Origin of the sequence: Paenibacillus jepli, from assembly GCF_047238105.1 — a bacterium.
Lineage (GTDB): Bacteria > Bacillota > Bacilli > Paenibacillales > Paenibacillaceae > Paenibacillus_D.
The window spans coordinates 5638689-5659235 of record NZ_JBDFMD010000001.1 but is presented as its reverse complement, the minus strand read 5'-3'; the positions used below and the strand labels follow the sequence as shown (position 1 = coordinate 5659235).

Sequence of the window (20547 nt, the reverse complement as noted above, 5' to 3'; positions counted from 1 at the left end):
AGTTCCCAATAATCCCTGAACAAGAGGAGGACGAGACCTGTATCAGATGAACACTAGAAGCCTGCGCGATATTAAAAAGGAAGCGACCGCCCACGCGCTGGCGGACGCAGCGTTTGAGCTGGCCATGGACCGCGGGATGGACGGCTTTGTTGTGGAGGACGTTGTCCAGCGTGCGGGGTATTCCCGTCGCACCTTTGCCAATCACTTTTCGTGCAAGGAAGAGGCCGTAGCCACCGCAGCCATCTTGTTCGACCGGGCGAAGGAAAAGGAAGCTGAGCTGGTGCTTGCCAACTTGGATAGCGACCTGCCTTTTCTGGATAAACTCTACTCGTTATTGAAGATGCAGCTTACGGAAGAACTGTTTGCCAAGATGAGTCATGTCATTCAGCTTTCCAAGCATCACCCGTCGCTGGAACCTTATATTCTAAGCGCTTTTCACAGCTTGCAGATCGATGCCCAGGAGCGGCTCGGCATGATTGCCCAAGGCCGTTATCCGGACGGCTACGTCCAGATGCTGATCGGCGCGCTGTACGGTGCGATCCTGCCCGTGCTTGACGGCAGCTTGAATGTGCGGCTTCCGACTTCGCACGCAGCTGAGAAAGAACATGCGATTCCATTCGAGCAGTACCTGGACACTTTGTACGGCTATTTACGTCAAGGCTTTTAAACTAAAGATAAAATCTAATTCGCGACAAGGGAGAGAAACCTACTGCTATGTCAACCTTTCTGTATCAGCTAGGCAAGAAAGCCTATGCCAAACCCTGGTATGTCATCACGAGCTGGGTGGTCATCCTCGGCGTTGTCCTGGCCATGCTGGGTGTGAACGGCATCAATGTCAGCTCCGACATCAAGATTGAAGGCACGGAAGCCCAAAACGTACTGGACAAACTCGAAGCTGAGCTGCCGGAAGCCTCCGGCGGGCAAGCCAGCGTCGTCTTCACGGTTGCCGAGGGCGAGCGGCTGGATACGCCGGAGCGGATCGGCGCTATTCTGGAGACGATCAATCAAGTATATGAGCTGGATTATGTCATCAATCCAGCCGAGTTGGCTGCTGCCGCCGCCCAGAGCGGAGCGATGCAGGGCCAGCCGGGGATGGACGAGGCAGGCATGCAGGCTGGCGCCGAGCAAGGCATGGGCGAAGCTGGCATGCAAGCCGGCGCCGAGCAAGGGGCAGCTGATCCCGGAGCCGGAGCGGAGATGCCCGCTGAGATGCCGCCGTACATGCCGCTCATGATCGACGGGATGCCGGTGCCCGGCATGCTGATCGCCACGGACGGCAGTGTCGGCCTGTTTCAATTTCAATTCACCGTCCAGCAGAACTCGCTGCCTCCTGGCGTGACCGATGAGGTCATCGACGCGATCACCGTCGTCGAAGACGGCACCGGCATCACTGCCCTGCCAAGCGACTCGCTGAAAGTGCCTGAGATTCCAATCGGCTCCCATGAGATTATCGGCCTCGCGGTCGCTGCAGTTGTCCTGATCATGACGCTCGGCTCTCTGGTCGCAGCCGGTCTGCCGATCGTTATCGCCTTGGTTGGCGTAGGCATTGGCGTGGGCGGTGCATTTGCCCTTTCCAACTACGTCACTATGACTTCCTTCACACCTGTACTGGCACTGATGATCGGCTTGGCCGTAGGAATCGACTACGCGTTGTTCATCGTCAACCGACAGCGCCGCCTCATCCTGGACCAGGGTCTGACCGCTCACGAAGCGACGGGAAGGGCCATTGGAACCGCCGGCAGCGCCGTGTTCTTCGCCGGCCTGACGGTCATCATCGCGCTCTGCGGGATGCTCGTCATCGGCATCTCGTTCCTGAGCATGATGGCCCTGGTCGCTTCGGCGACGGTCTTCATCAACGTGCTCATCGCGCTTACGCTCCTGCCTGCGCTGCTGGGGCTGGTCGGAGAGCGTATCGTATCGAAGAAAGCCCGCGAGAAGCGTGCCCGGGCGGGCGGCCAATCGCACGGCTTCGCCGAGCGTTATGTCCGAGGCGTCGTCAAATTCCGTTGGCTGGTCATCGTTGCCGTCATCGCCATCCTGGGCACGGCCGCCATTCCGGTCGCCCAGATGGAGCTCGGCATGCCTTCAGGCGCCACTGCCAACCTGGATCCCCCAGGCAGACAGAGCTATGACGCGATCTCAGAGGGCTTCGGTGAAGGCTTCAACGGTCCGCTGCTGCTGGTAGCAGAGCCATCGGAAGCCGGCGGTGCGATCGCGCCTCAGACGATGGGGCAGCTGGTGCAGGATATTCAAAGCCTGGACAATGTCTCCGTGGTATCGCCGCTCGGGATGAATCCGGACGGCACGATCGCGATCCTGAGCGTCATCCCGCATACAGGTCCGACCGATACCGAGACCAAGGAATTGGTCACCGCACTTCGCGATCCCGATTCTGCCATGTCACAGTCATATGATGTTACCATTGGCGTTACGGGCTTCACTGCTATCAACATTGACATGTCATCCAAGCTGGCCGAGGTATTCCCGATCTACATCGGCATCATCGTCTTGCTCTCATTGATCATCCTGCTGCTGGTGTTCCGCTCGATCATCGTTCCTGTGAAAGCGACCGTCGGCTTCCTGCTCAGTATCATGGCGACATTCGGCATCACCACGGCGGTATTCCAGTGGGGCTGGTTCAACCAGCTGTTCGGATTCGACACGGGCGGCCCGCTGCTCAGCTTCATTCCGATCATGGTGACCGGCATCCTGTATGGACTGGCGATGGACTATCAGGTATTCCTCGTCTCCTCGATGCGCGAGTCGTATGTCCACGGACACCGCGGCAGCAAGAGCGTCATCCACGGCTATGAGCAAGCCAGCCGCGTTGTGGTGGCCGCAGCAATAATCATGGTAGCGGTATTCGCCGGCTTTATCTTCACGCATGATATCATGATCAAGCAGATCGGCTTTGCCCTGGCGATCGGCATCCTGATCGACGCCTTCGTCATCCGCATGGCGCTGGTCCCGGCGGTTATGGCTCTGTTCGGCGACCGAGCCTGGTGGCTGCCGAGATGGCTGGACCGGATGCTGCCGAACCTTGATGTCGAGGGCGACAAGCTCATCAATAAACTGCTTGCCCAGGATCGGGCGCAGGCGGAATCGAAGTCATAGCCCAGAAATACGCAAGCCCCCTGTCCATCCTCGAGGATGGACAGGGGGCTTTTTGTTCGAGTCACGAGCGTGTCACGCTATCAGCGCCCGGCAACCGTGACAACACACTGTCGTCAAAGGGAAATCGGCCGCTGCGGGCCCGCTCGAGCAATCGTGCCAAAGCAATTCTGGCACTCGACTGGAGCTCTGCAGAGTAGCCGAAGGCGACGCTGTTGGCGGCGAATTCATCTTCGTCGACGACCTGCCAGTCGCCGCCCGGGCCCTTGATCAGATCCAGATCGAGATCGACAAACGAGATGCCTTCATCCGTTACAAGGGAAGGCATGGCTACATTACAGTAGTAGGAGACGACCTTCCCTTCCTCGATGCCGATCGCCACCGTATACCATTCTTTGAGGAAGAACAGCTCCAGTGAGGTGTTATTAATCGTAAACACATTATTCTTGGTGTGGTGCACCAGCTTCCTGCCCGGCTTGCACAGCACCATTACGTAATCGTCATTTTGTTCGACCCATTCCCCTGACCATTCGTAATGCGGCCGATCGGGGAGTTTGAGCGCTTGCATATGGATAGTTTTGTTCAATGGCAGCTCCTGACCTTCTTCCTATGAATTACTTGTCAGTATACCATGAAACAGCCGGACACAGACACTGCCTCCCCCACTGAAAGCCGCAGGCAATCGACAGCCGAATCCGACAAAAATCGTGTATACTGGTAACAAAGGAATACCCTGCTTATTGGAGGAACCTACGTTGAACGGACATCTCAATGAAATCACGCTGCTAAAAGCCAAACTGACCGTTCCGCGCGTCCGCGAAGACCTTGTCGAACGCCCCCGACTGCTGATGGAGCTGGATCGGTGCGCAGACGGACGTCTGACCGTTGTCTGCGCACCGGCCGGGTACGGGAAGACGACGCTGCTGAGCCAGTGGGCGCAAGGAGCCGGACGCAGAGCTGCATGGGTCGCTCTGGACGAACTCGACAATGACCCGGTGCGGTTCTGGCGCTATATCGCGGCTGCGCTTGCTGGAGCGGCTCCAGGCGAGGCCGGATCCCGCATCGGCTCATTGGCCGGGATGCTGCCGCATGCATCGCTTTATACCTTTGTGGACGGATTGATGAACGAATGGCACAATCTGCCCGAACAAGCGGTGCTCATCCTCGATGACTATCACGTCCTGACAGACCCGTGCATCCATGACAGTCTGGCCTATGCCATCCAATATCTTCCCGAGCAAGGGCATCTGATCATCGGCACCCGCAGCGATCTCCCGTTCTCAACCGGCAGGTGGCTCGGGAGAGGCGAGATGCACGTCCTCTCTTTGGCCAAGCTGCAGTTCAGTGAAGAAGAGACCGCCAGCTTCTATGCCAAGACACACCGTCTGCGTCTAACCCCGGAACGCATCCATACTCTCCATAAGCGCTCTGAAGGCTGGATCACCGGACTGCACCTGGCAGCCGTTTCCCACAGCGCTGCCCCGGATAGAGGTCCGATGATCGAACCGCCAGGCGGCAGTCACCGGGCTGTAGCCGACTACCTGTTCGAAGAGGTGTTCAGCGCGCTCTCTGAGGAGCTGCAGCGGTTCCTGCTTTATACTTCGGTCCTGGAGAGGATAGACGCGGGGCTGTCCCGGGTTGTCTCCAGAGAGGCAGACAGCGATCGGATACTGAACCGTCTGGAAGCGGACAATCTGTTCATCCTGCCGATAGATGTCCTGGGCAGCTGGTACCGGTATCACCCTTTGTTTGCCGAGTTTCTCCGGACAATGCTCAGGCGCACGGATCCCGATGGGCTGAGGCAAGCGCATCGGTTGGCCAGCGGTGCCTGCGCGGCGCGCGGCATGTTCGATGATGCCATCGACCACGCGCTGACAGCCGAGGATTATGGAGCCGCCATGCAGCTGCTGGAGCATCATATGGAAGAGATCCTTCGCCAAGGCGAGTTTACCAATGCCCTCAGGTGGCTGGAGAAGATGCCCTCAGACAGCGTCGCCTCTTCGGAATGGCTGATCCTGCACGCTTTTGTGTTGACGGTATCCGGCAGGACGACCCGTGCCGAGCAGCTCGTGCACACGATCAAAGACCGGCTGGACACAGAGACGGATCAGGACAAGCAGGCGTATATCGCATCCGGGCTGTTCTTCATCCGTTCCAATCTCCTTTTCTTCAGCGGCAGTTACGAAGAATGGCAGACCTATGCAGACAACCTCGATGAAGACTTTCTGATCGACGATGGCATCTTCTACAGCTACAACTTCAACATCTCGGAGCCGCTCATCAATCGGACACGCATCGGCCTCAAAGGCGCGCTCTCGCCGGAGGCGGAGGTCGTCGGCCTGCGTTTCAGTCAGGTGCTGGAGACACACGGCTGGCGGCATTCCCTGTTTAACCTCTATGTCAGGCTGTCGCTTGCCGAAGGGTACTATGAATGGAACCGGATCGCCGACTGCCAGCGCCTGCTGGATCAGATCGGCGCCTATGATGAGCTGGCAGCCACACCGGGGCTGTTCGTGCCTCACCGTATCCTGCAGACCCGGCTGTACATCCTCTCCAGGCAGTGGGAGCTGGCGCATGCCTGGATCGGCGATGCCCTGCTGGCGGCGGCCGCTTATCCCGATCCGCGCTGGCTGTCGGCGCTATCGGCGTTCAAGGCGAGACTACATCTGGCGAGAGATGAGCTAGGCAAGGCGAGACAAGAAGTCTCGCAGCTGCAGCTTTCCGCACACGCCATGCCCACACTCAGCCGAGAAATAGAGATCCTGACCTTGGTTAGACTGCTGGGCCGCCGGCACAAGCACTCTCAGGCGTTACGCCTGCTGGAGCGGCTGCTGCCTCAGGCTCAGCGGGAGGGCATCGTCTCAAGCATCATCGAGATCGGGGTGCAGCAGGCTCTACTGGAGCATCAGCGCGGTCAACGAAAACTGGCCTTGCAACGACTCTCCGAGGTGCTCCCGACAGCTCATGCCAATCGATATATCCGCAGTTTCCTGGACGAGGGCGAGCCGCTGGCCCAGCTTCTGCAGACCTATATGCACAGCATCGAAGACTCAGGGTCTGGCTCCCGCCCTGAGCTGGAGACGTATGTGCGCGAGCTGCTGACGATGCTGCGTCCAGAAGACCCGGCACCTGCCCAGACATCTGCAGAGGATCAACTGCCTGAGCCGCTCACCGAGAGCGAGCTGGGCATGCTGTCACTGATTCGCAGCGGCGCCAGCAACAAGCAGATCGCTGCCGCGCTAGCTCTCTCCGAAGGTACGGTACGCGTCTATCTCTCCCGACTGTATGGGAAGCTGGGGGTTTCTTCCCGAACCCAGGCTTTGCAGGCGGCGCAGGAGATGGGACTGTTGCAGTAAGGTTATGCGCTGTTCAATGAAATGACATATAAAGTTGTGATTCAATTTATATTGATTGGCTATGATACACAAGAAACCATCGTGAAAGGTAGTGTCTTGTGTTGACAAAATGGATTCAATCAATAACAGACTGGGTTTCTACTAAAAGGGGAATGAAAGTTACCCTGGCCGTGTGGCTCATTGTCATGCTTGGCATCAGTGCAGGTCCTCGCTTGGAAGATTACAAAGTCACCAACTTCCAGTCTCTTCCTGACGATGCGCCATCGATCCAAGCCGAACGATTGTTGGAGCAATATTTCCCCAATGACCGGGGGACACCAGGCATCCTGGTATTCCACAACGAGCAGGGAGAAACCATAAACCTGGCAGATGTAGAACAGATCGTCGATGCCATTCAGGTAGCCAACATCAGCGGCATAGCATCGATCATCGACGTCAGCCAGCTCCCTCCGCCCGCTCTTGCAGGCTTCACATCCGAGAGCCAGTCGACCGTGATCCTGCCGATGGTCCTGGAATCGGGTCTTGGCAACGCCGAATTGTCCGAGATTAATGATGCAGCGTTAAGCATCGGCCAGTCTATCGCCGAGAGCGTGCAAGACTTGAGCTTCTATATCACCGGCCCGGCAGGGATCGCAGGCGATACAGTGAAGCTGTTCATGGAAGCGGATTTCGTATTGCTCCTCGCTACCGTTGTCATTATATTAGTGCTGTTGATCGTTATTTACCGTTCTCCGCTTTTGGCATTAATCCCGCTTTTGGCGACAGTTATCGTCTATCAGATCGTCAACCAATTGGTTGCCCTGATGGGTGCGGCAGGTCTGGTCATCAACAATTCGACGACTTCGATTATGAGCATCTTGCTCTTCGCGGCCGTCATCGACTACTCCTTGTTCGTCTTCTCCAGATACCGGGAGGAGCTCATCCGTTATGAGAGCAAGCACGAGGCTATGACATCGGCGATGCGAGCGACCGGCGAGCCGGTCTTCTTCGCAGGCGGCACCGTACTGGCCGCAATGCTGGTCCTGTTCCTGGCACAATTCCGCGATTATCAGAACTTCGCTCCGGTATTCGGAATGGCCATGATCGTCATCATGGCCGCTTCGATTACGCTGGTCCCTGCGCTGTTCACCCTGTTTGGCCGCCAAGCCTTCTGGCCGAAAGTGCCGGTATACGGACAAGCTGTGCCGGTTAAAAAGCCAGGCGCGTGGTCGGCGATTGCCCGCTTCGTCGTTAACAAGCCAGTTGTATCCGGAGGGATCGTCGGTGTCTTCCTGATTGTCAGCGCCCTGAATGTAGTTAATCTGGCATTTGAATTCGATACGGTCAAATCCTTCCCCAAGGATATGCCGTCCCGTGTCGGATATGAAATCGTTGAGCATGAGTTTGATAAAGGAGAACTGGCTCCTTCAACCTTGCTTGTCATTGGCCGCGAAGCGATAACCGAAGAGAGTATCACTCGGCTTCGGGAAGGAATCACGGCTTCCCCGGAAGTCGCTTCCGTCCGTCTCCATGGTCAGAACGAGGAGCAGCATGCCGTCTCCTACAGCATCGCTCTGTCGATTAACCCTTATTCTCCCGAAGCGCTGGATTATGTGAGTGCCTTGCGGGATGAGCTGCCCCGGCTCATGGGGGCTGCATCCCTTGACGGAGAAGCGCATCTGGCCGGCATCACGCCCAAGCTGGCGGATGAGCGGACCGTCAACAACAGAGATATCATCACCATTATCATTCTGGAGACCTTATTGATTCTTATCCTTTTGATGGCATTGACTCGTTCCTGGAGGATGCCGCTCTACATGATGGCAGTCAATCTGCTGTCCTTTGTCTCCGCGCTCGGATTGGGCTTGTTCCTTGTCGACATTCTCTTTGGCTTTGATGCCATCAGTACGCGTGTGCCGGTCTATGCATTCATCTTCCTTATTGCTCTTGGCATCGACTACAATATCATCCTGGTCTCCCGTTTTCTCGAAGAACGCAAGGCGTATCGGGTCAAAGACGCGCTTGAGCGTGCGCTATCCCGCACCGGCGGCGTGATCTCCTCAGCCGGCATTATCCTGGCTGCAACGTTCGCCGCACTGACGACGATGCCGATTGCCGATCTGTTTGTATTTGGCTTTATCGTCGCCATCGGCATTCTTATGGACACCTTCCTTGTTCGTGGAATGCTCCTTCCTTCGCTCATCCTGTTCTTTGAGAAGGACGGTCACAAAAAAGAAGCAGCCATATCCGATTAACCGATGTGCAGATGGAGGCAGAACGCATGAACATTCTTGTCGTTGATGATGATCCGAATATCCGGCAGCTCGTTTCCATTCATCTTCAGCAGGAGGGCTACAAGGTCCTCCTCGCTGACCATGCAGAGCACGCATTGGAGATAATCGATGGCGAGCTGATCCATTTGGCCATTGTGGACGTTATGATGCCCGGGATGAACGGCTTTCAATTAACAAGCATCCTTAGTAAGGAGTTGTCGGTTCCGGTTATCCTGCTGACAGCCAAGGGACAGCTCGAAGACAAGGAGTTGGGATTCCTCTCAGGTACGGAGGATTATATCGTCAAGCCATTCGAACCCAAAGAGCTTTTATTTCGAGTGGCGGTAGTACTCCGACGGTACAAACCTTCGCTAGCGGAACATTTGCGCATAGGCAACCTTTCCATTAATAGGATAACCTACGAAGTGACGATCGATCAGGAGACGATCATCCTGCCCTTGAAAGAATTCGAACTGCTCTCTCACCTCGTCGCCAGGGCGCATCAACCAGTCACGCGCAACCTGCTCATGGAATATGTGTGGGGCGAAGACTACGCGGGCAATGAAATGACCTTGAACACACATATCAACCGAATTCGGGAACGACTGAAGCGACATCATGCCACTGTAGAGATCCAAACGCTGCGCGGCATAGGTTATAAATTGGAGACGCTGCTATGAAGACGCTGTACCGGCAGTTTATCCTGGCAACGCTTTGTATCCTGGCCATCAGTATTATCGGCGGATTTTTCTTGGCCAATCAGTATTACCTGCGGGTGACCAAGGAACGCAGCGATGAGCAAAATGTCGCCATTGCTCAGGAGATCGTATCGGCCATGGAGCAAAATCATCAATCCGAGACCGGCTTTGACGTCTACTTGCAATCCGTGGCAAGGCTGGGCTATCAGATCTATGTACGCAGTCAGGACGGGGAGGAGCATATCTTCGGAGAGGCCTTTGAAGGAAGGACACTGCCACCCGAAGCGATGAGGGTCATTACGGATCAGAGCATCTATCACGGGATTCAGAATTATGCCGGAGGAAATTTTATATTCGGGCATTTTTCCAATGATTTAAAAAACACCGTCGGCGTTCCGTTCACCTACAACAACCAGCGCTACGGTCTATTCGTGAGGCCAAATATCAGATGGCTTTCCTCGGACATTCACACGGTATTCGTCGGATTCATCCTGGCGATCGCGATCGTCAATATCGCAGGTATGCTCTGGCTCGCCAGGCAATTGACTCGCCCCATCGTTCAACTGACCGAGGCGACCAGACAGATCGCCCGGGAGAACTATAGTTACCAGCCGGATATCCAGCGCAAGGATGAGATCGGCCAACTCTCGGACAGCTTCAATCTGATGCAGCTTCAGCTGCAGCACAATCTGCTGGCCCGAAAAGCATTCGTCAGCAATGTATCTCACGACTTTCAATCCCCGCTTATGAATATCCAGGGATATGCCGGACTGCTGCAAACCTCCTCAGTATCAGAGGAGAAGCGCGTGGAATATGCCGCCATCATCGATCAGGAAGCGAGAAGGCTCTCCGCCTTGACGATGCAGCTGCTGCTGTTGAGCTCATTGGAACAGACGCATTATCCTCTCAACCTGAGCGAGTTCCGGCTCGACGAGCAGTTGAAGACGGTCATTCGCAGGTATCGCTGGCGTCTTGAGGAATCCGAGATCGACTTATCGTACAAGCTGGCGCCGCTCTCCATTCATGCCGACGAGGAGCTGCTGATGAATGTGTGGGATAATCTGCTGACTAATGCTATCAAGTACAACCGGCCTGCCGGCAGCATTGAAATCAGCATGAGAACAGACAGCAGCGGCGTGTCCGTCACGTTTCGGGATACAGGAATCGGGATAGCCCCAGCCTCCCTGCCGCACGTCTTCGAGCGCTTCTTCCGAGAGGATGAAGCGCGCAAGAACAATGGTACTGGTCTGGGCCTGTCCATTGCCCGGGAAATCATAACGCTTCATAATGGAAACATCCAGGTGCAGAGCAAGAAAGGGGAAGGAAGTATATTTACGATTTCATTTCCACAAAATATGATCTTTTAACTATTTGGAGGGCTCATGATGGAACAAAAATGGAGTATACGTCTCATTCGGTTTTCTGCAATATTCGGCGTTCTTGGTACATTCATCGGCTCCGACATGGCGGGGCGCAGCGACTATGCCATGACGCCCATTCACGCACACATGCTGCTTGTCGGCTGGTTATCTGTTTTTGCCTGGGGCATCTTCTACAAGGTGTACAGGATTCGCCGAAAATCGCTTGTAGCCCTCCATGGCATCATGGCGATGACTGGGTCGTTCGGTCTCACCTCGGGGATGTGGCTGTACTTCCTTAATCCGTTCTCCTGGAACGAAACCTTCGTGATGATCTACTTTATCGTTGGCGGCTCACTGCTGCTCCTTGCCTTTGTGCTGTTTGTAGTCAATACATTTCTGATCGACAACAAAATCCCGCAAGAATGGACACCCGATAGTCAGAAACCATGATGAACCGTCCCTTGATCTAGAATAGACGCCTGTCGCTCAGTAAAGATTCGTTTCATGACAATTGTAACTATCTCACATGACCGCCCCGACGTACTCTTAAGGTAACGAAAGCTTAGGAGGGGATCTGTATGGGGCATCCACGAACAACAAACGCCCTGCTGCTGTGCGGGGCGTTTGGTTCACTGCTATTCATGCTTGTGTTCCTGCTGGACGGGGCCACTCGTCCGGACTATAACCCTATCTACCACCCAGTGAGCGCCCTCAGCCTGGGCGAGCGCGGCTGGATCCAGACCGCCAATTTCCTAATCGCGGGACTGCTCCTGACCGCCTTCGCCATCGGGATCAGACGGGCACTGCGACCGGGAAGCGGCGCCGTGTGGGGACCGTTTTGGCTGAGTCTATTCGGCATCGGGTTGTTCTTCTCCGGCGTCTTCCCTATGGATCCGATGCAGAACTATCCGCCAGGCGCGCCTTCCGGCGTGCTTACCGACGTCAGTTCGGCGCATCTGATCCATGATGTATTCGGAATTGTCGTCTTCCTGTCACTCCCCTTGGCCTGCTTCGCCTTCGCGCGAGCCTTTGCCAAACGGGCCCGGCCGTGGTGGGCGATCTACAGTCTCCTCACCGGTCTGGTTACCCTCGTTCTGTTCTTTTATTACGGCATGGCCTGGGAGAACGATTCAGAGGCCGGGGGCCTGCTGCAGCGGGCAATGCTTATGACCGGTTTGGTCTGGATGACTCTGGTTGCCTTGCGTTTGAGAAAGCCTGCATGATCGTCCTGGTATTGCTCACGATACCGAAATGCCGCTCGATATTGCGCAGGCTCGGCTCGTAGGCGTCGGGGAACAGACAGGTCGTCGCATCCTTGGCCAGGACGACATGATAGCCGATCAGATGGGCATCCCGCAGCGTCGATTCCACACAGGTGTTGGTATTGATCCCGACGGCGATCAGCGTCCGGATGCCCCGCTCGGCGAGCAGCTGATGGAGCCGGGTCTGCACAAAGGCGCTATAGCGATGCTTCCAGATGACCATCTCCGCGATACCCGGCTCCAGCTCGTGATACAGGTCGGCGCCCCACGTGCCTGTCCGGCAGCTGGCCGGATGGTTGCTGCCGGCGCGGCGCTGGCTCCAGGCATCCTCGCCGTCGTTGAGCTCATTATGCGACATGCCTACCCATACGACAGGCACTTCTGCTGTTCGTGCCTTGTCGATTATTCGTTTTATCGCCGGGATGATCGCCTGATAGCCCGCGACCCGATACCCGGATTGGGCGAACGCTCCCCGCTCATGGACAAAATCATTCTGCATATCGATGACGAGCAGAGCCGCCGGCTCCTGCAGCACCTTCTCCAATGTATACTTGTCACTATTCACCGCTACACCTCCGCCAGCACGCCCTGGGACTGGAAGACGCCGCGGATCTCGCGGACGTACTCCAGGAAGCGTGCATCCATCCGCGTATTCATCCCCCGGGGACGCTCCAGCTCGATCGGGATATCCTTGACGACCGAGCCCGGTCTCGGACTCATCACCAGCACCCGGTCAGAGAGGAAGACAGCCTCTTCGATGCTGTGCGTGATGAACACGACGGTGCAGTTGTACCGCTTGTAAATCTTGAGCAGATCGTACATCATCTGCTCGCGGGTGAGCGCATCAAGCGCGCCGAACGGTTCGTCCATCAGCAGCAGCGACGGCTGCTGGATGAGCGCCCGGCAGATCGAGACCCGCTGGCGCATACCGCCTGAGAGCTCGAACGGGTATTTGTCGCCGAACCCCTCCAGCCCGACCATTTTCAGCATATCCTCCGCCATCTGCTTGTTCGTCGTGCGGTCTTTGCGGTCCAGCCAGGTGACGTTCTGCAGCTCGAACGGCAGCAGCACATTGGCCAGCACCGTCCGCCACTCCAGCAGCAGATCCTTCTGGAAGACGACAGCATTGCCCTCCTGCGGTCCCTTCATCGGCTTGCCGCCGATCTCGATCGTCCCGCCGGTAGCCGTATCCAGCCCCGCCAGCAGGTTCATCAGCGTACTTTTGCCGCAGCCGCTCGGTCCCACCACCGAGACGAACGACAGCGGCTCGATCGTCAGATTCACCTTGGCCAGCGCCTGCACGGCTCCACCGCGTGTCTGGAACGTCTTCTCGACCTCTCGAATGATGATCTGTTCAGCTGCCATCCTATTCGCCTCCTCTGGCTGCACGGTACCAAGGCAGCGCGATTTTCTCGATCAGACCGACGATATTGTAGAGCGTCAGGCCGATGATGCCCAGCATGACGATGACGCAGAATTGCATCGTGATATCCAGCCGGGAGTTGGCCACCAGCTGCAGATAGCCAAGCCCCCTGTCCGACGAGACGAACTCGGCGACCACCGCGCCGACGACCGCCAGTGTGATGCCGACCTTGAAGCCGCCGAAGATGCTGGGCAGCGCCTTGGGCAGCCGGAAGTACAGGAACACCTGCATCCGGTTTGCCCGCAGCGAGGTCGCGAGCATCAGCATCTCCTTCTCCATCGACTTCAGGCCGACGACGGAGCTGACGATGATCGGGAAGAAGGAGATCAGGAAGGCAATCATCACCTTGGTGACGATACCGAAGCCCAGCCAGGTAATCAGCAGCGGCGCAATCGAGATCATCGGCACGCACTGCAGACCGATCAGCAGCGGGAACACCGATTGCGAGAAATACCTGGAATAGACGATGATGACCGCTGCCGGGATGCCGAAGAGCACCGACAGGCCGAAGCCGGCCAAGATCTCGAAGAGGGTAACTCCGGTATGCCGCAGCAGTACATCGCTGTCCTGGATCATCCGGCCGATAATATCGGTCGGGGTCGGGAGCAGATAGGACGGGATGTCGAAGATCAGGCAGGCCAGCTGCCACAGGACCAGAAACCCCAGAAAGGTGGCGCTGACGGACAGCGCCTGCCTCAGACTAAAGCTTGATTTCATCAGGACGGCTCCTTTCGCACAGCCGCTATTGCGGCAAATAGTCGTTGGTGTAGTAGCGGTCAGCCGACTGCCTGGTGTCCATCAAGCCGCTCTCCAGCATACGCTGGGCCATCGTCTCCATCTTCTCGCCGTCCGACCAGCCGTACGGCTTGCCCTCCGGCCGGATGGCCAACTCGCCGGTACGCTTGATCTGCTCGATGACGATCTCTTCATCCACAACATCGGGGAAGAGCGACTTGGAGATGGCAGCCGCCTCCTCCGGGTGTTCAAGCGTGTAAGCGAAGCCTTCGTCGACCGCAGCCAGGAACCGTTTGAGCGTGTTGGGATTGTCCTGGATAAATGCGTCATTGGAGATCAGCGATAGACCCGTCAGATCGAATCCAAAGTCAGCCAGATACATCGGCACCAGCTCCTGCCCCATGGCTTGCTCGAAGATCGGATATTCATTGGTCGAGAAGACGGCGACGGCGTCGGCCTCCTTGTTCAGGAACAGCGTATTGCGGGCTCCCGTCTCGACCATGATGTGATCGACCTTGTCATAATCCGTATCATTGTAACTAAGGAAATGCTCGTAGATGCCTGTAAAGGTGGAGCCCGAAGAGGAGACGAGCGTCTTGCCCTCCAGATCCTTGGGCGTGTGTACCGGCGTGTCCGGATGGGAGAGCAGCATGATCGGCGACTTGGACATATAGGAAGCGATGATCTTCACAGGCATGCCCATCTCGATGCCCTGCACCGGCTCCACCGCAGAGGTCACGCCTATCGCTTCCCGGTTTTGCGAGATCACTTGCAGCACAGCTACTGAACCCGAACCTTCCTCCACGTCGACATCGAGGCCGTATTTCTCGAAGATGCCTTTTTCCTTTGTTACATAAAATGGGGCAAATTCGCCTTTGTACTTCCAATTCAGCCGCAGCGTAATCTTGCTCCTTTCGGCCGGCGGCAGGCCGGTCTCGTCTGCCGCAACTTCATTTTCGGGTGTGTTGTCAGGGGCCGCGGCCGCTGGCGGATTGTCACCTTGATTTACATTCGTACTCGTCGCGGCGCTCCCGCATCCTGCCAACACCAATACCATCACCCACATGACCGCTACTTTCCATTGTCGCTTTCTCATCCCTGCTCTCCTCCTATTATTCGCGTCAATTTATCTATCTCCCCTTGCTGGGTTATTGCTTATTTCACTATTAATGATATATTATATGACATACCCATCCCATGTTAACGGTGCACAATAAACACCCCTCAAAACTAAGCAACATGTACAAAAACCATTGCTGTAGAATATAATCCAGGCTGTTCATGATGCACAACGAAAAGCCCGCCTGATTAGGCGGACCGAGTACACGGAAATCATAGGTTAATTAATATAACATAGGAGGATGTGCGATGTCGCTAACCATCCAACGCATTTTGAAACTCCCGTTGTTCGCCGGCGCTTCCGTCGTCGGCGGCACAGAGGGACTGGGAAGCCCGATCGATTCCGTCAATGTCATGGTCAAGCTGCCGCAGGAAAAACTGCAAGGAACTGCGGAGGGCCCCGATATCTCCACCTGGCTGCGGCGCCATCAGCTGTTATTCACCACTGAGCACGTCATCCAGGAGAACAGCGACGCCTTCCTCCAGTTCTTGCAGCAGATGCATCTGTCACGGAGTTCAGGGCTCGTCATCAAGGCCAACGACCGCCATGCCCAGCTGCCGCAGCCGCTGCTCGACCAATCCGACAGCCTCGGCATGCCGATCATTGAGCTGCCCAATGAAACATCGCTAGGCGAGATGATGAGTCAGGTGCTCGGCATCATCCTCAATGAGAAGCAGGTCGAGCTGGAACGCACGTTTGAGATTCACCGCAAATTTTCCCGCTTGTTCCTGGGCGGCGCCAGCATGTCCGACATCGCCCAGACCCTGACCGGCGTCATCCATCACCCGATCCTGATCCAGAACAGCAAGCGCCAGATCGTCGGTTGGTCGGCGACCGCACGTCAATGGGCCGTCTCGCAGAGCTTCCAGACAGAGCTGCTCCAGCTTATCGTTCATCATGCTTCATCCGAGAACAAATTGACCTACTGCGTGTCCGAGCGCGGCGAACGGATGGGCATCTACCCCATCCATGCTTCGGGGATGTTCAAAGGCTGCATCGTCGTCATGCAGACCGACGAGTCGATCCGCACGCCGCTGATGCCTCTGGAGCAGGCAGCCCAGATCATCGCTTACGAGAGCATCAAGCAGGACGCGCTGCAAGAAGGCTCCAACCGGCTGCGCGAGGAGTTCTTCGGCGAATTGTTGGACAATGAGATTGCGACGACGGAGGAAATCGTCAAGCGGGGAGAAAAATACGGACTCGCAGCTCAAAGTCAGTACTGGGTCGTCGTCTGCAAACCGCTCTCGCACTCGTTTGACGGCCACGCTACCTTCCATCTGGGACAGCCCCAATTGGAGCATCTGATGCGTGAGGTTCAGGCTTATCTGGACGCCGCTCGGATTCGGGCGATCACCGCGACCAAGGGCGAGCATGTCGTACTCATCCTCATGGCGGTACAGGAGGCGCTGCACAGCCAGCAGGAAGGCGAGTGGATCCGGCTGCTCCAGCAGCTCCAGGATCACCTGGAGAAGGGCAAGGACAAGTGGTCCATCTCATGCGGGATCAGCAATCAGGCCGACCAGCTCGACCGGCTGCCCCGGGCTTATCAGGAAGCGTCGCAGGCGCTCAAGCATGGACTGGAGATCAATCAGCAGCCCTCCGTCGTCTCCTACCGGGTGCAGCAGGTGCCCGATCTGATCCGACTGCTGCCCTATCACAAGCTCAGCGAATTTTATGTCAGTATCCTCAAGAGCCTCGCCTACGCCAAAACCGACGAAAGTCTGGAGCTGCTGACGACACTGGGCACCTATCTCGAACAGGGAGGCAATGTCAAGGAAACAGCCAGCGCGATGTTCCTGCATCGCAATACCGTATTTTACCGCCTCAATAAATGCGAATCGCTGCTGGGTCTCTCGCTTAAGGATCCGATCGATCTGCTCAAGCTGCAGATCGCCTTGATGATCCACCACATCCTCATGGCTAACTCGAAGTAGCGGCAGCTCCCCTGCGCATCGCGGCCGGTCGCGGCGCATGGGCCAGCAGCTGGCGCACATCATCCGTACTGTAGAGCACCTCCGCATCCAGCTGGGCGAGCCGGTGGGACGCCTGCGAATCTATGGGCTCAGCGAGCAGCATATCGATCAGAGTTTGCTGCTCCTGCGGCTCATAGAACCGTTGTACATAAGCCAGCAGTTGCGCGTAACCAAGCATATTGCCGCTGCCCAGCGGATTGAACAGATCGCTCATATTGTCGCTGCCCAGCGTGATCCGCACGCCTGCCGCATGCAGCGCTTTGGTCCGGGTGATCGCTCTTGTTGCGATAGCCGTCGGACAGACGATGACATGCAGGCCGGCATTCGCGACGAGCCCGATCGCCTCCTGTGCCGCGTCGTCAGACACATTCGCCAGCGAATTGCAGTGGATCGCGTAGACACGGGAGCCGACACCTCTCGCCCCAGCTTCCCGCGCGATCGCCGGCAGCAAGAAATGCTCAGGCCGGCCGCTCTCATCGGTGTGGAATTCGATCCACGGCGCATCTCCCCGCTCCGCCAGCTCGAAGATCCGCCGGATATGGGCCTGGCCGTCCTCATCCGTCAAGGTGTGGCCGCCGATCCCGATCCGCCCCATCGTCAGTGCTTCGGCCAGCAGCTCCCCGGTCTCCGGATAGCGCTCGAAGCCTTCCTGATTGAACACGGTCAGATCGATGACAGCTTGATCTGCATAATTGCTTTGCAGCTCCAGCAGCGCCTCGACGCCCTTAAGACCGACCAGCGGATCGACATCGACATGGGTGCGGATATAGGTCGTGCCATATTGCAGCATCAGCTGCAGCGCCGCTTCCGCCCGCTCGTAGATATCCTGTTTGGTGAAGCGCGCCTTGTGCTCGCGCGTCCAGCCGCCCCGCACCGGTGCCGGCGCATCACTGTAGACGGCGCCGGGGACGAGCATTCCTTTGTCCAGGTGAGCATGCTCATTGGAGAACCCGCGGATCTGCCAAGCCTTCGTCATCATCTGCCACCTCCCGTACCGGCCGCCGCTTCCGCTATGACAGCGATCAGATTCGCTCCCTGCGGCCCCTGATGCTCCGAACCGGCTGAGCACAGGATCGTCGCATCGCCCACTACGCCTCCTACGACAGCATGAGCCACCGCCTTAGCCAGAATGCCGCTGTGCATGCTGAGCGCATCCGTATGCATCGTGTGCCGCTGGCCGCGGACATGCGGCAGCGCGTCGGCCCCTGCATTGACGAACACCTGGCGGATCCGCCGCTGCTCGTCTGCCTCCAGAACCGGCTGGGAGGCGAGGCCTAGGGTGCTGAACACTTCATGCAGACCGGCGAGATCAAAGCTGTCCTGCATCATACCGGATGCAGCCACCAGCTTGCTGTCGGCGCCTGCTCGGTTGCCCATCACGATGACCCGGACCGCTGTCTGCTCTCCGCCAGCCGAAACCGATGTACGCAGCGAGTACAGGCTATGGTCGCCATTGATGGACGCTTCATCGATCTTCTCACGTGATATCTCACCGAGCGCCACCGCCGAGCCCAGTGCCGACGACGCCTTCGAGCGGGCGCCGCCGATGCCCCACGGGCATTTGATCTCGACGCAGTGCACGTCTTCGAGCGCAGTGATGCCACTATCGGCAATCGCTGCCCGCACCGTCTCCGCCGCCACGTCTATTTGCACGGTTGTACCGATCTCCTCCGGCAGCAGCACCCGGCTGGAGGCGACGCCAAAGACGAAACGCTTGTCGCCCGTGGGATCGACGGTTGTACCGCTCGCATGTTCAGCGCCGCTGCGGATGAACAGCGTATAGTGCGGACTCATCAAGCCGCCTGTCTTGCCGATCATCATCATCGGGATCCGGTCGAATATCTCCTCGTGCGTCCAGCCCAGATATCCCGATAGCAGCACCTGGAACGCCAACGTACTGTAGCCTCTGGCATAACCATCCCCCTCCGTCTGGGCGATGATGCCTTTGATATCCTCTGCACGAACGCTGCCGTCTACCAGCAGCTTCTCCAGCTCGCTCACATCTCCAGGGTGGGTCATCGTCAATTTTAGCAATTCGTATCGCATATCTATCATCCTCTCGTTGGTTCGCTCGATTAGTACTCGCTCGTTGGTCCTCCGCCACCCCTCGCCGCTGTACGAACTCGTTTTTTTTCGCATTCGTTGCGCTCACGACGCGCCATTTCGCCCATCGAGTTCGAAATTACATACTCGTTTGACCTATCGCCCACCAGTCGGCCCGTATGAGTTCGATTTTTCGCATTCGTTTGCCTGTATCGCCTTCGCTGCATCGGTCTACCCTTGCTCGACTGTGTTGACCAGCGGCTGGAAGCCGTCGATTCGGCATTCGATGCGGTCACCTGCCCGGATCACGGCAGGCCCCGGCGTCCCGGTCATGATGATATCTCCGGGAAGGAGTGTCATCACCCGAGAATGAAATGCTACGATCCAAGCCGGTTGATACCGCATCACCCCCACCCGTTTGCTTGCAACCACTTCGCCATTCTTGATGGTCGCCACGCCCAGTTGTGTGAGATCATCGATCTCGCCAGGCGTTACCAACTCGGGGCCGAAGCTAAAAAAAGTATCAAAGCTCTTGGAGCGCGTAAGATATCTGGGATTGCGCTGATGGATATCGTCTGCGCCCATATCGAACACTGCCGCGTATCCTGCAATATGGGCCGCCGCTTCCGCCTCCGAGACATCGCGGCATTTGTTGCCGATGATGATGGCTAGCTCGGCTTCGGCGATGACACGTTCTGATTGGGGAGGCAGGAGGACCGCGTCGCCGTTGCCGACCAGACTCGTATCCGGCTTCAGGAAGCCGACCGGTTCTTGCTCGCGGTCAACCTTTGCCAACTCCGCCTCATCCGCAGCGTAGTTGAAGCCGACGCCCCAAATCTTGCGCGGCTGGCGGTACAGCGGCGCATAGACCACCTCTTCTTCGGCAAGTGCCGGCCAGTTGGCAAGCTCTGATAGCGGGCAGCTCGCAAGCCAGCGGGATAAAGCCTGCAGTTCGCCGGATTCTAACAGACCGTACACATCCGTAGCCCAGCCCGTATCAGCCAGCCGATTAACCGTCTCGACAGGAACGATACCTTGATCCAGGCGGATACCCGCCTGTTCGCGATCTCGGACAACGATGGTTACCAGTTTCATGCGTACCACCCTCCTTCATGGGCTTTATTCCATGATAGGAGATTCTGTATTACGAATCATTGTGCGGCCATGCCCAAAAAAGCCTCCGGAAATTAGTCGCCGCGCCTAAAGCGAGCTG

17 protein-coding genes are annotated in these 20547 nt (G+C 57.0%); 9 read left to right on the top strand and 8 right to left on the bottom strand.

Annotation, left to right across the window (positions count from 1 at the left end; translation table 11 throughout):
• Nucleotides 1-46: 46 nt before the first annotated feature.
• On the top strand, nt 47-667 hold the full coding sequence (locus tag ABC336_RS23720; protein WP_413241002.1) for a TetR/AcrR family transcriptional regulator: 621 nt from the start codon (nt 47-49) through the stop codon (nt 665-667).
• A gap of 47 nt (nt 668-714) precedes the next feature.
• The gene (locus ABC336_RS23715) at nt 715-3114 is read left to right on the top strand and encodes an MMPL family transporter (protein WP_413241001.1); all 2400 of its coding nucleotides are present in this window, start codon (nt 715-717) and stop codon (nt 3112-3114) included.
• 61 nt (nt 3115-3175) lie between these two features.
• Here the strand turns inward: ABC336_RS23715 and ABC336_RS23710 are convergent, their stop codons facing one another.
• Complete coding sequence (locus ABC336_RS23710; RefSeq protein ID WP_413241000.1) at nt 3176-3697, bottom strand: DUF402 domain-containing protein; 522 nt, start codon at nt 3695-3697, stop codon at nt 3176-3178.
• Between the two features lie 169 nt (nt 3698-3866).
• Between ABC336_RS23710 and ABC336_RS23705 the strand changes: the two genes are divergently transcribed.
• The 6 genes from ABC336_RS23705 (at nt 3867) to ABC336_RS23680 (ending at nt 12001) form a co-directional block, all read left to right on the top strand.
• Entirely contained in the window at nt 3867-6467 is a 2601-nt protein-coding gene (locus ABC336_RS23705; RefSeq protein ID WP_413240999.1) for a winged helix-turn-helix domain-containing protein, read from the top strand.
• 101 nt (nt 6468-6568) lie between these two features.
• Nucleotides 6569-8701: an MMPL family transporter gene (locus ABC336_RS23700; protein ID WP_413240998.1), complete on the top strand. Its 2133-nt coding sequence runs from the start codon at nt 6569-6571 to the stop codon at nt 8699-8701.
• A 26-nt stretch (nt 8702-8727) separates the two neighbouring features.
• Nucleotides 8728-9399 (top strand): response regulator transcription factor, encoded by a 672-nt coding sequence (locus ABC336_RS23695; RefSeq protein WP_413240997.1) that lies wholly within the window; start codon nt 8728-8730, stop codon nt 9397-9399.
• Nucleotides 9396-10784, top strand: coding sequence for a sensor histidine kinase (locus ABC336_RS23690; RefSeq protein ID WP_413240996.1), 1389 nt, complete (start codon nt 9396-9398; stop codon nt 10782-10784). The genes ABC336_RS23695 and ABC336_RS23690 overlap by 4 nt, the downstream gene beginning before the upstream one ends.
• Nucleotides 10785-10802: 18 nt before the next feature.
• Entirely contained in the window at nt 10803-11228 is a 426-nt protein-coding gene (locus tag ABC336_RS23685; RefSeq protein WP_413242586.1) for a hypothetical protein, read from the top strand.
• A 128-nt stretch (nt 11229-11356) separates the two neighbouring features.
• Nucleotides 11357-12001 carry a DUF998 domain-containing protein gene (locus ABC336_RS23680; protein WP_413240995.1) on the top strand — a complete coding sequence of 215 codons (645 nt, stop codon included), beginning with the start codon at nt 11357-11359 and terminating at the stop codon, nt 11999-12001.
• On the opposite strand, the gene ABC336_RS23675 is transcribed toward ABC336_RS23680, so the two are convergent.
• From ABC336_RS23675 to ABC336_RS23660, 4 genes are read right to left on the bottom strand one after another with little or no spacing between them, the layout of a single operon-like run.
• Nucleotides 11943-12605, bottom strand: a complete 663-nt coding sequence (locus tag ABC336_RS23675) for a cysteine hydrolase family protein (RefSeq protein ID WP_413240994.1) — start codon at nt 12603-12605, stop codon at nt 11943-11945. The two genes, ABC336_RS23680 and ABC336_RS23675, sit on opposite strands and share 59 nt — an antisense overlap.
• A gap of 2 nt (nt 12606-12607) precedes the next feature.
• Nucleotides 12608-13405, bottom strand: coding sequence for an ABC transporter ATP-binding protein (locus ABC336_RS23670; protein WP_413240993.1), 798 nt, complete (start codon nt 13403-13405; stop codon nt 12608-12610).
• A 1-nt stretch (nt 13406) separates the two neighbouring features.
• On the bottom strand, nt 13407-14180 hold the full coding sequence (locus ABC336_RS23665) for an ABC transporter permease (protein ID WP_413240992.1): 774 nt from the start codon (nt 14178-14180) through the stop codon (nt 13407-13409).
• A 25-nt stretch (nt 14181-14205) separates the two neighbouring features.
• Nucleotides 14206-15294 carry an ABC transporter substrate-binding protein gene (locus tag ABC336_RS23660; protein ID WP_413240991.1) on the bottom strand — a complete coding sequence of 363 codons (1089 nt, stop codon included), beginning with the start codon at nt 15292-15294 and terminating at the stop codon, nt 14206-14208.
• Nucleotides 15295-15566: 272 nt separating this feature from the next.
• Here ABC336_RS23660 and ABC336_RS23655 point away from each other — a divergent pair, with 272 nt between their 5' ends.
• Nucleotides 15567-17252 (top strand): PucR family transcriptional regulator, encoded by a 1686-nt coding sequence (locus ABC336_RS23655; RefSeq protein ID WP_413240990.1) that lies wholly within the window; start codon nt 15567-15569, stop codon nt 17250-17252.
• On the opposite strand, the gene ABC336_RS23650 is transcribed toward ABC336_RS23655, so the two are convergent.
• The 3 genes from ABC336_RS23650 to ABC336_RS23640 form a co-directional block, all read right to left on the bottom strand.
• A complete protein-coding gene (locus ABC336_RS23650) occupies nt 17239-18270 on the bottom strand; it encodes an amidohydrolase family protein (protein ID WP_413240989.1) in 1032 nt (343 codons plus the stop codon). The two genes, ABC336_RS23655 and ABC336_RS23650, sit on opposite strands and share 14 nt — an antisense overlap.
• A complete protein-coding gene (locus ABC336_RS23645; protein WP_413240988.1) occupies nt 18267-19337 on the bottom strand; it encodes a ring-opening amidohydrolase in 1071 nt (356 codons plus the stop codon). Before ABC336_RS23645 ends, ABC336_RS23650 begins: the two co-directional genes overlap by 4 nt.
• A gap of 228 nt (nt 19338-19565) precedes the next feature.
• Complete coding sequence (locus tag ABC336_RS23640; protein ID WP_413240987.1) at nt 19566-20429, bottom strand: fumarylacetoacetate hydrolase family protein; 864 nt, start codon at nt 20427-20429, stop codon at nt 19566-19568.
• Nucleotides 20430-20547 lie beyond the last annotated feature (118 nt).

Excerpts from the sequence above, each read along its gene's own strand:
- ABC336_RS23720 (WP_413241002.1), top strand. The coding sequence starts at position 47 with ATGAACACTAGAAGCCTGCGCGATATTAAAAAGGAAGCGACCGCCCAC.
- ABC336_RS23715 (WP_413241001.1), top strand. The coding sequence starts at position 715 with ATGTCAACCTTTCTGTATCAGCTAGGCAAGAAAGCCTATGCCAAACCC.
- ABC336_RS23695 (WP_413240997.1), top strand. The coding sequence starts at position 8,728 with ATGAACATTCTTGTCGTTGATGATGATCCGAATATCCGGCAGCTCGTT.
- ABC336_RS23690 (WP_413240996.1), top strand. The coding sequence starts at position 9,396 with ATGAAGACGCTGTACCGGCAGTTTATCCTGGCAACGCTTTGTATCCTG.
- ABC336_RS23685 (WP_413242586.1), top strand. The coding sequence starts at position 10,803 with ATGGAACAAAAATGGAGTATACGTCTCATTCGGTTTTCTGCAATATTC.
- ABC336_RS23680 (WP_413240995.1), top strand. The coding sequence starts at position 11,357 with ATGGGGCATCCACGAACAACAAACGCCCTGCTGCTGTGCGGGGCGTTT.
- ABC336_RS23670 (WP_413240993.1), bottom strand. The coding sequence starts at position 13,405 with ATGGCAGCTGAACAGATCATCATTCGAGAGGTCGAGAAGACGTTCCAG.
- ABC336_RS23665 (WP_413240992.1), bottom strand. The coding sequence starts at position 14,180 with ATGAAATCAAGCTTTAGTCTGAGGCAGGCGCTGTCCGTCAGCGCCACC.
- ABC336_RS23660 (WP_413240991.1), bottom strand. The coding sequence starts at position 15,294 with ATGAGAAAGCGACAATGGAAAGTAGCGGTCATGTGGGTGATGGTATTG.
- ABC336_RS23655 (WP_413240990.1), top strand. The coding sequence starts at position 15,567 with ATGTCGCTAACCATCCAACGCATTTTGAAACTCCCGTTGTTCGCCGGC.
- ABC336_RS23650 (WP_413240989.1), bottom strand. The coding sequence starts at position 18,270 with ATGATGACGAAGGCTTGGCAGATCCGCGGGTTCTCCAATGAGCATGCT.
- ABC336_RS23645 (WP_413240988.1), bottom strand. The coding sequence starts at position 19,337 with ATGCGATACGAATTGCTAAAATTGACGATGACCCACCCTGGAGATGTG.
- ABC336_RS23640 (WP_413240987.1), bottom strand. The coding sequence starts at position 20,429 with ATGAAACTGGTAACCATCGTTGTCCGAGATCGCGAACAGGCGGGTATC.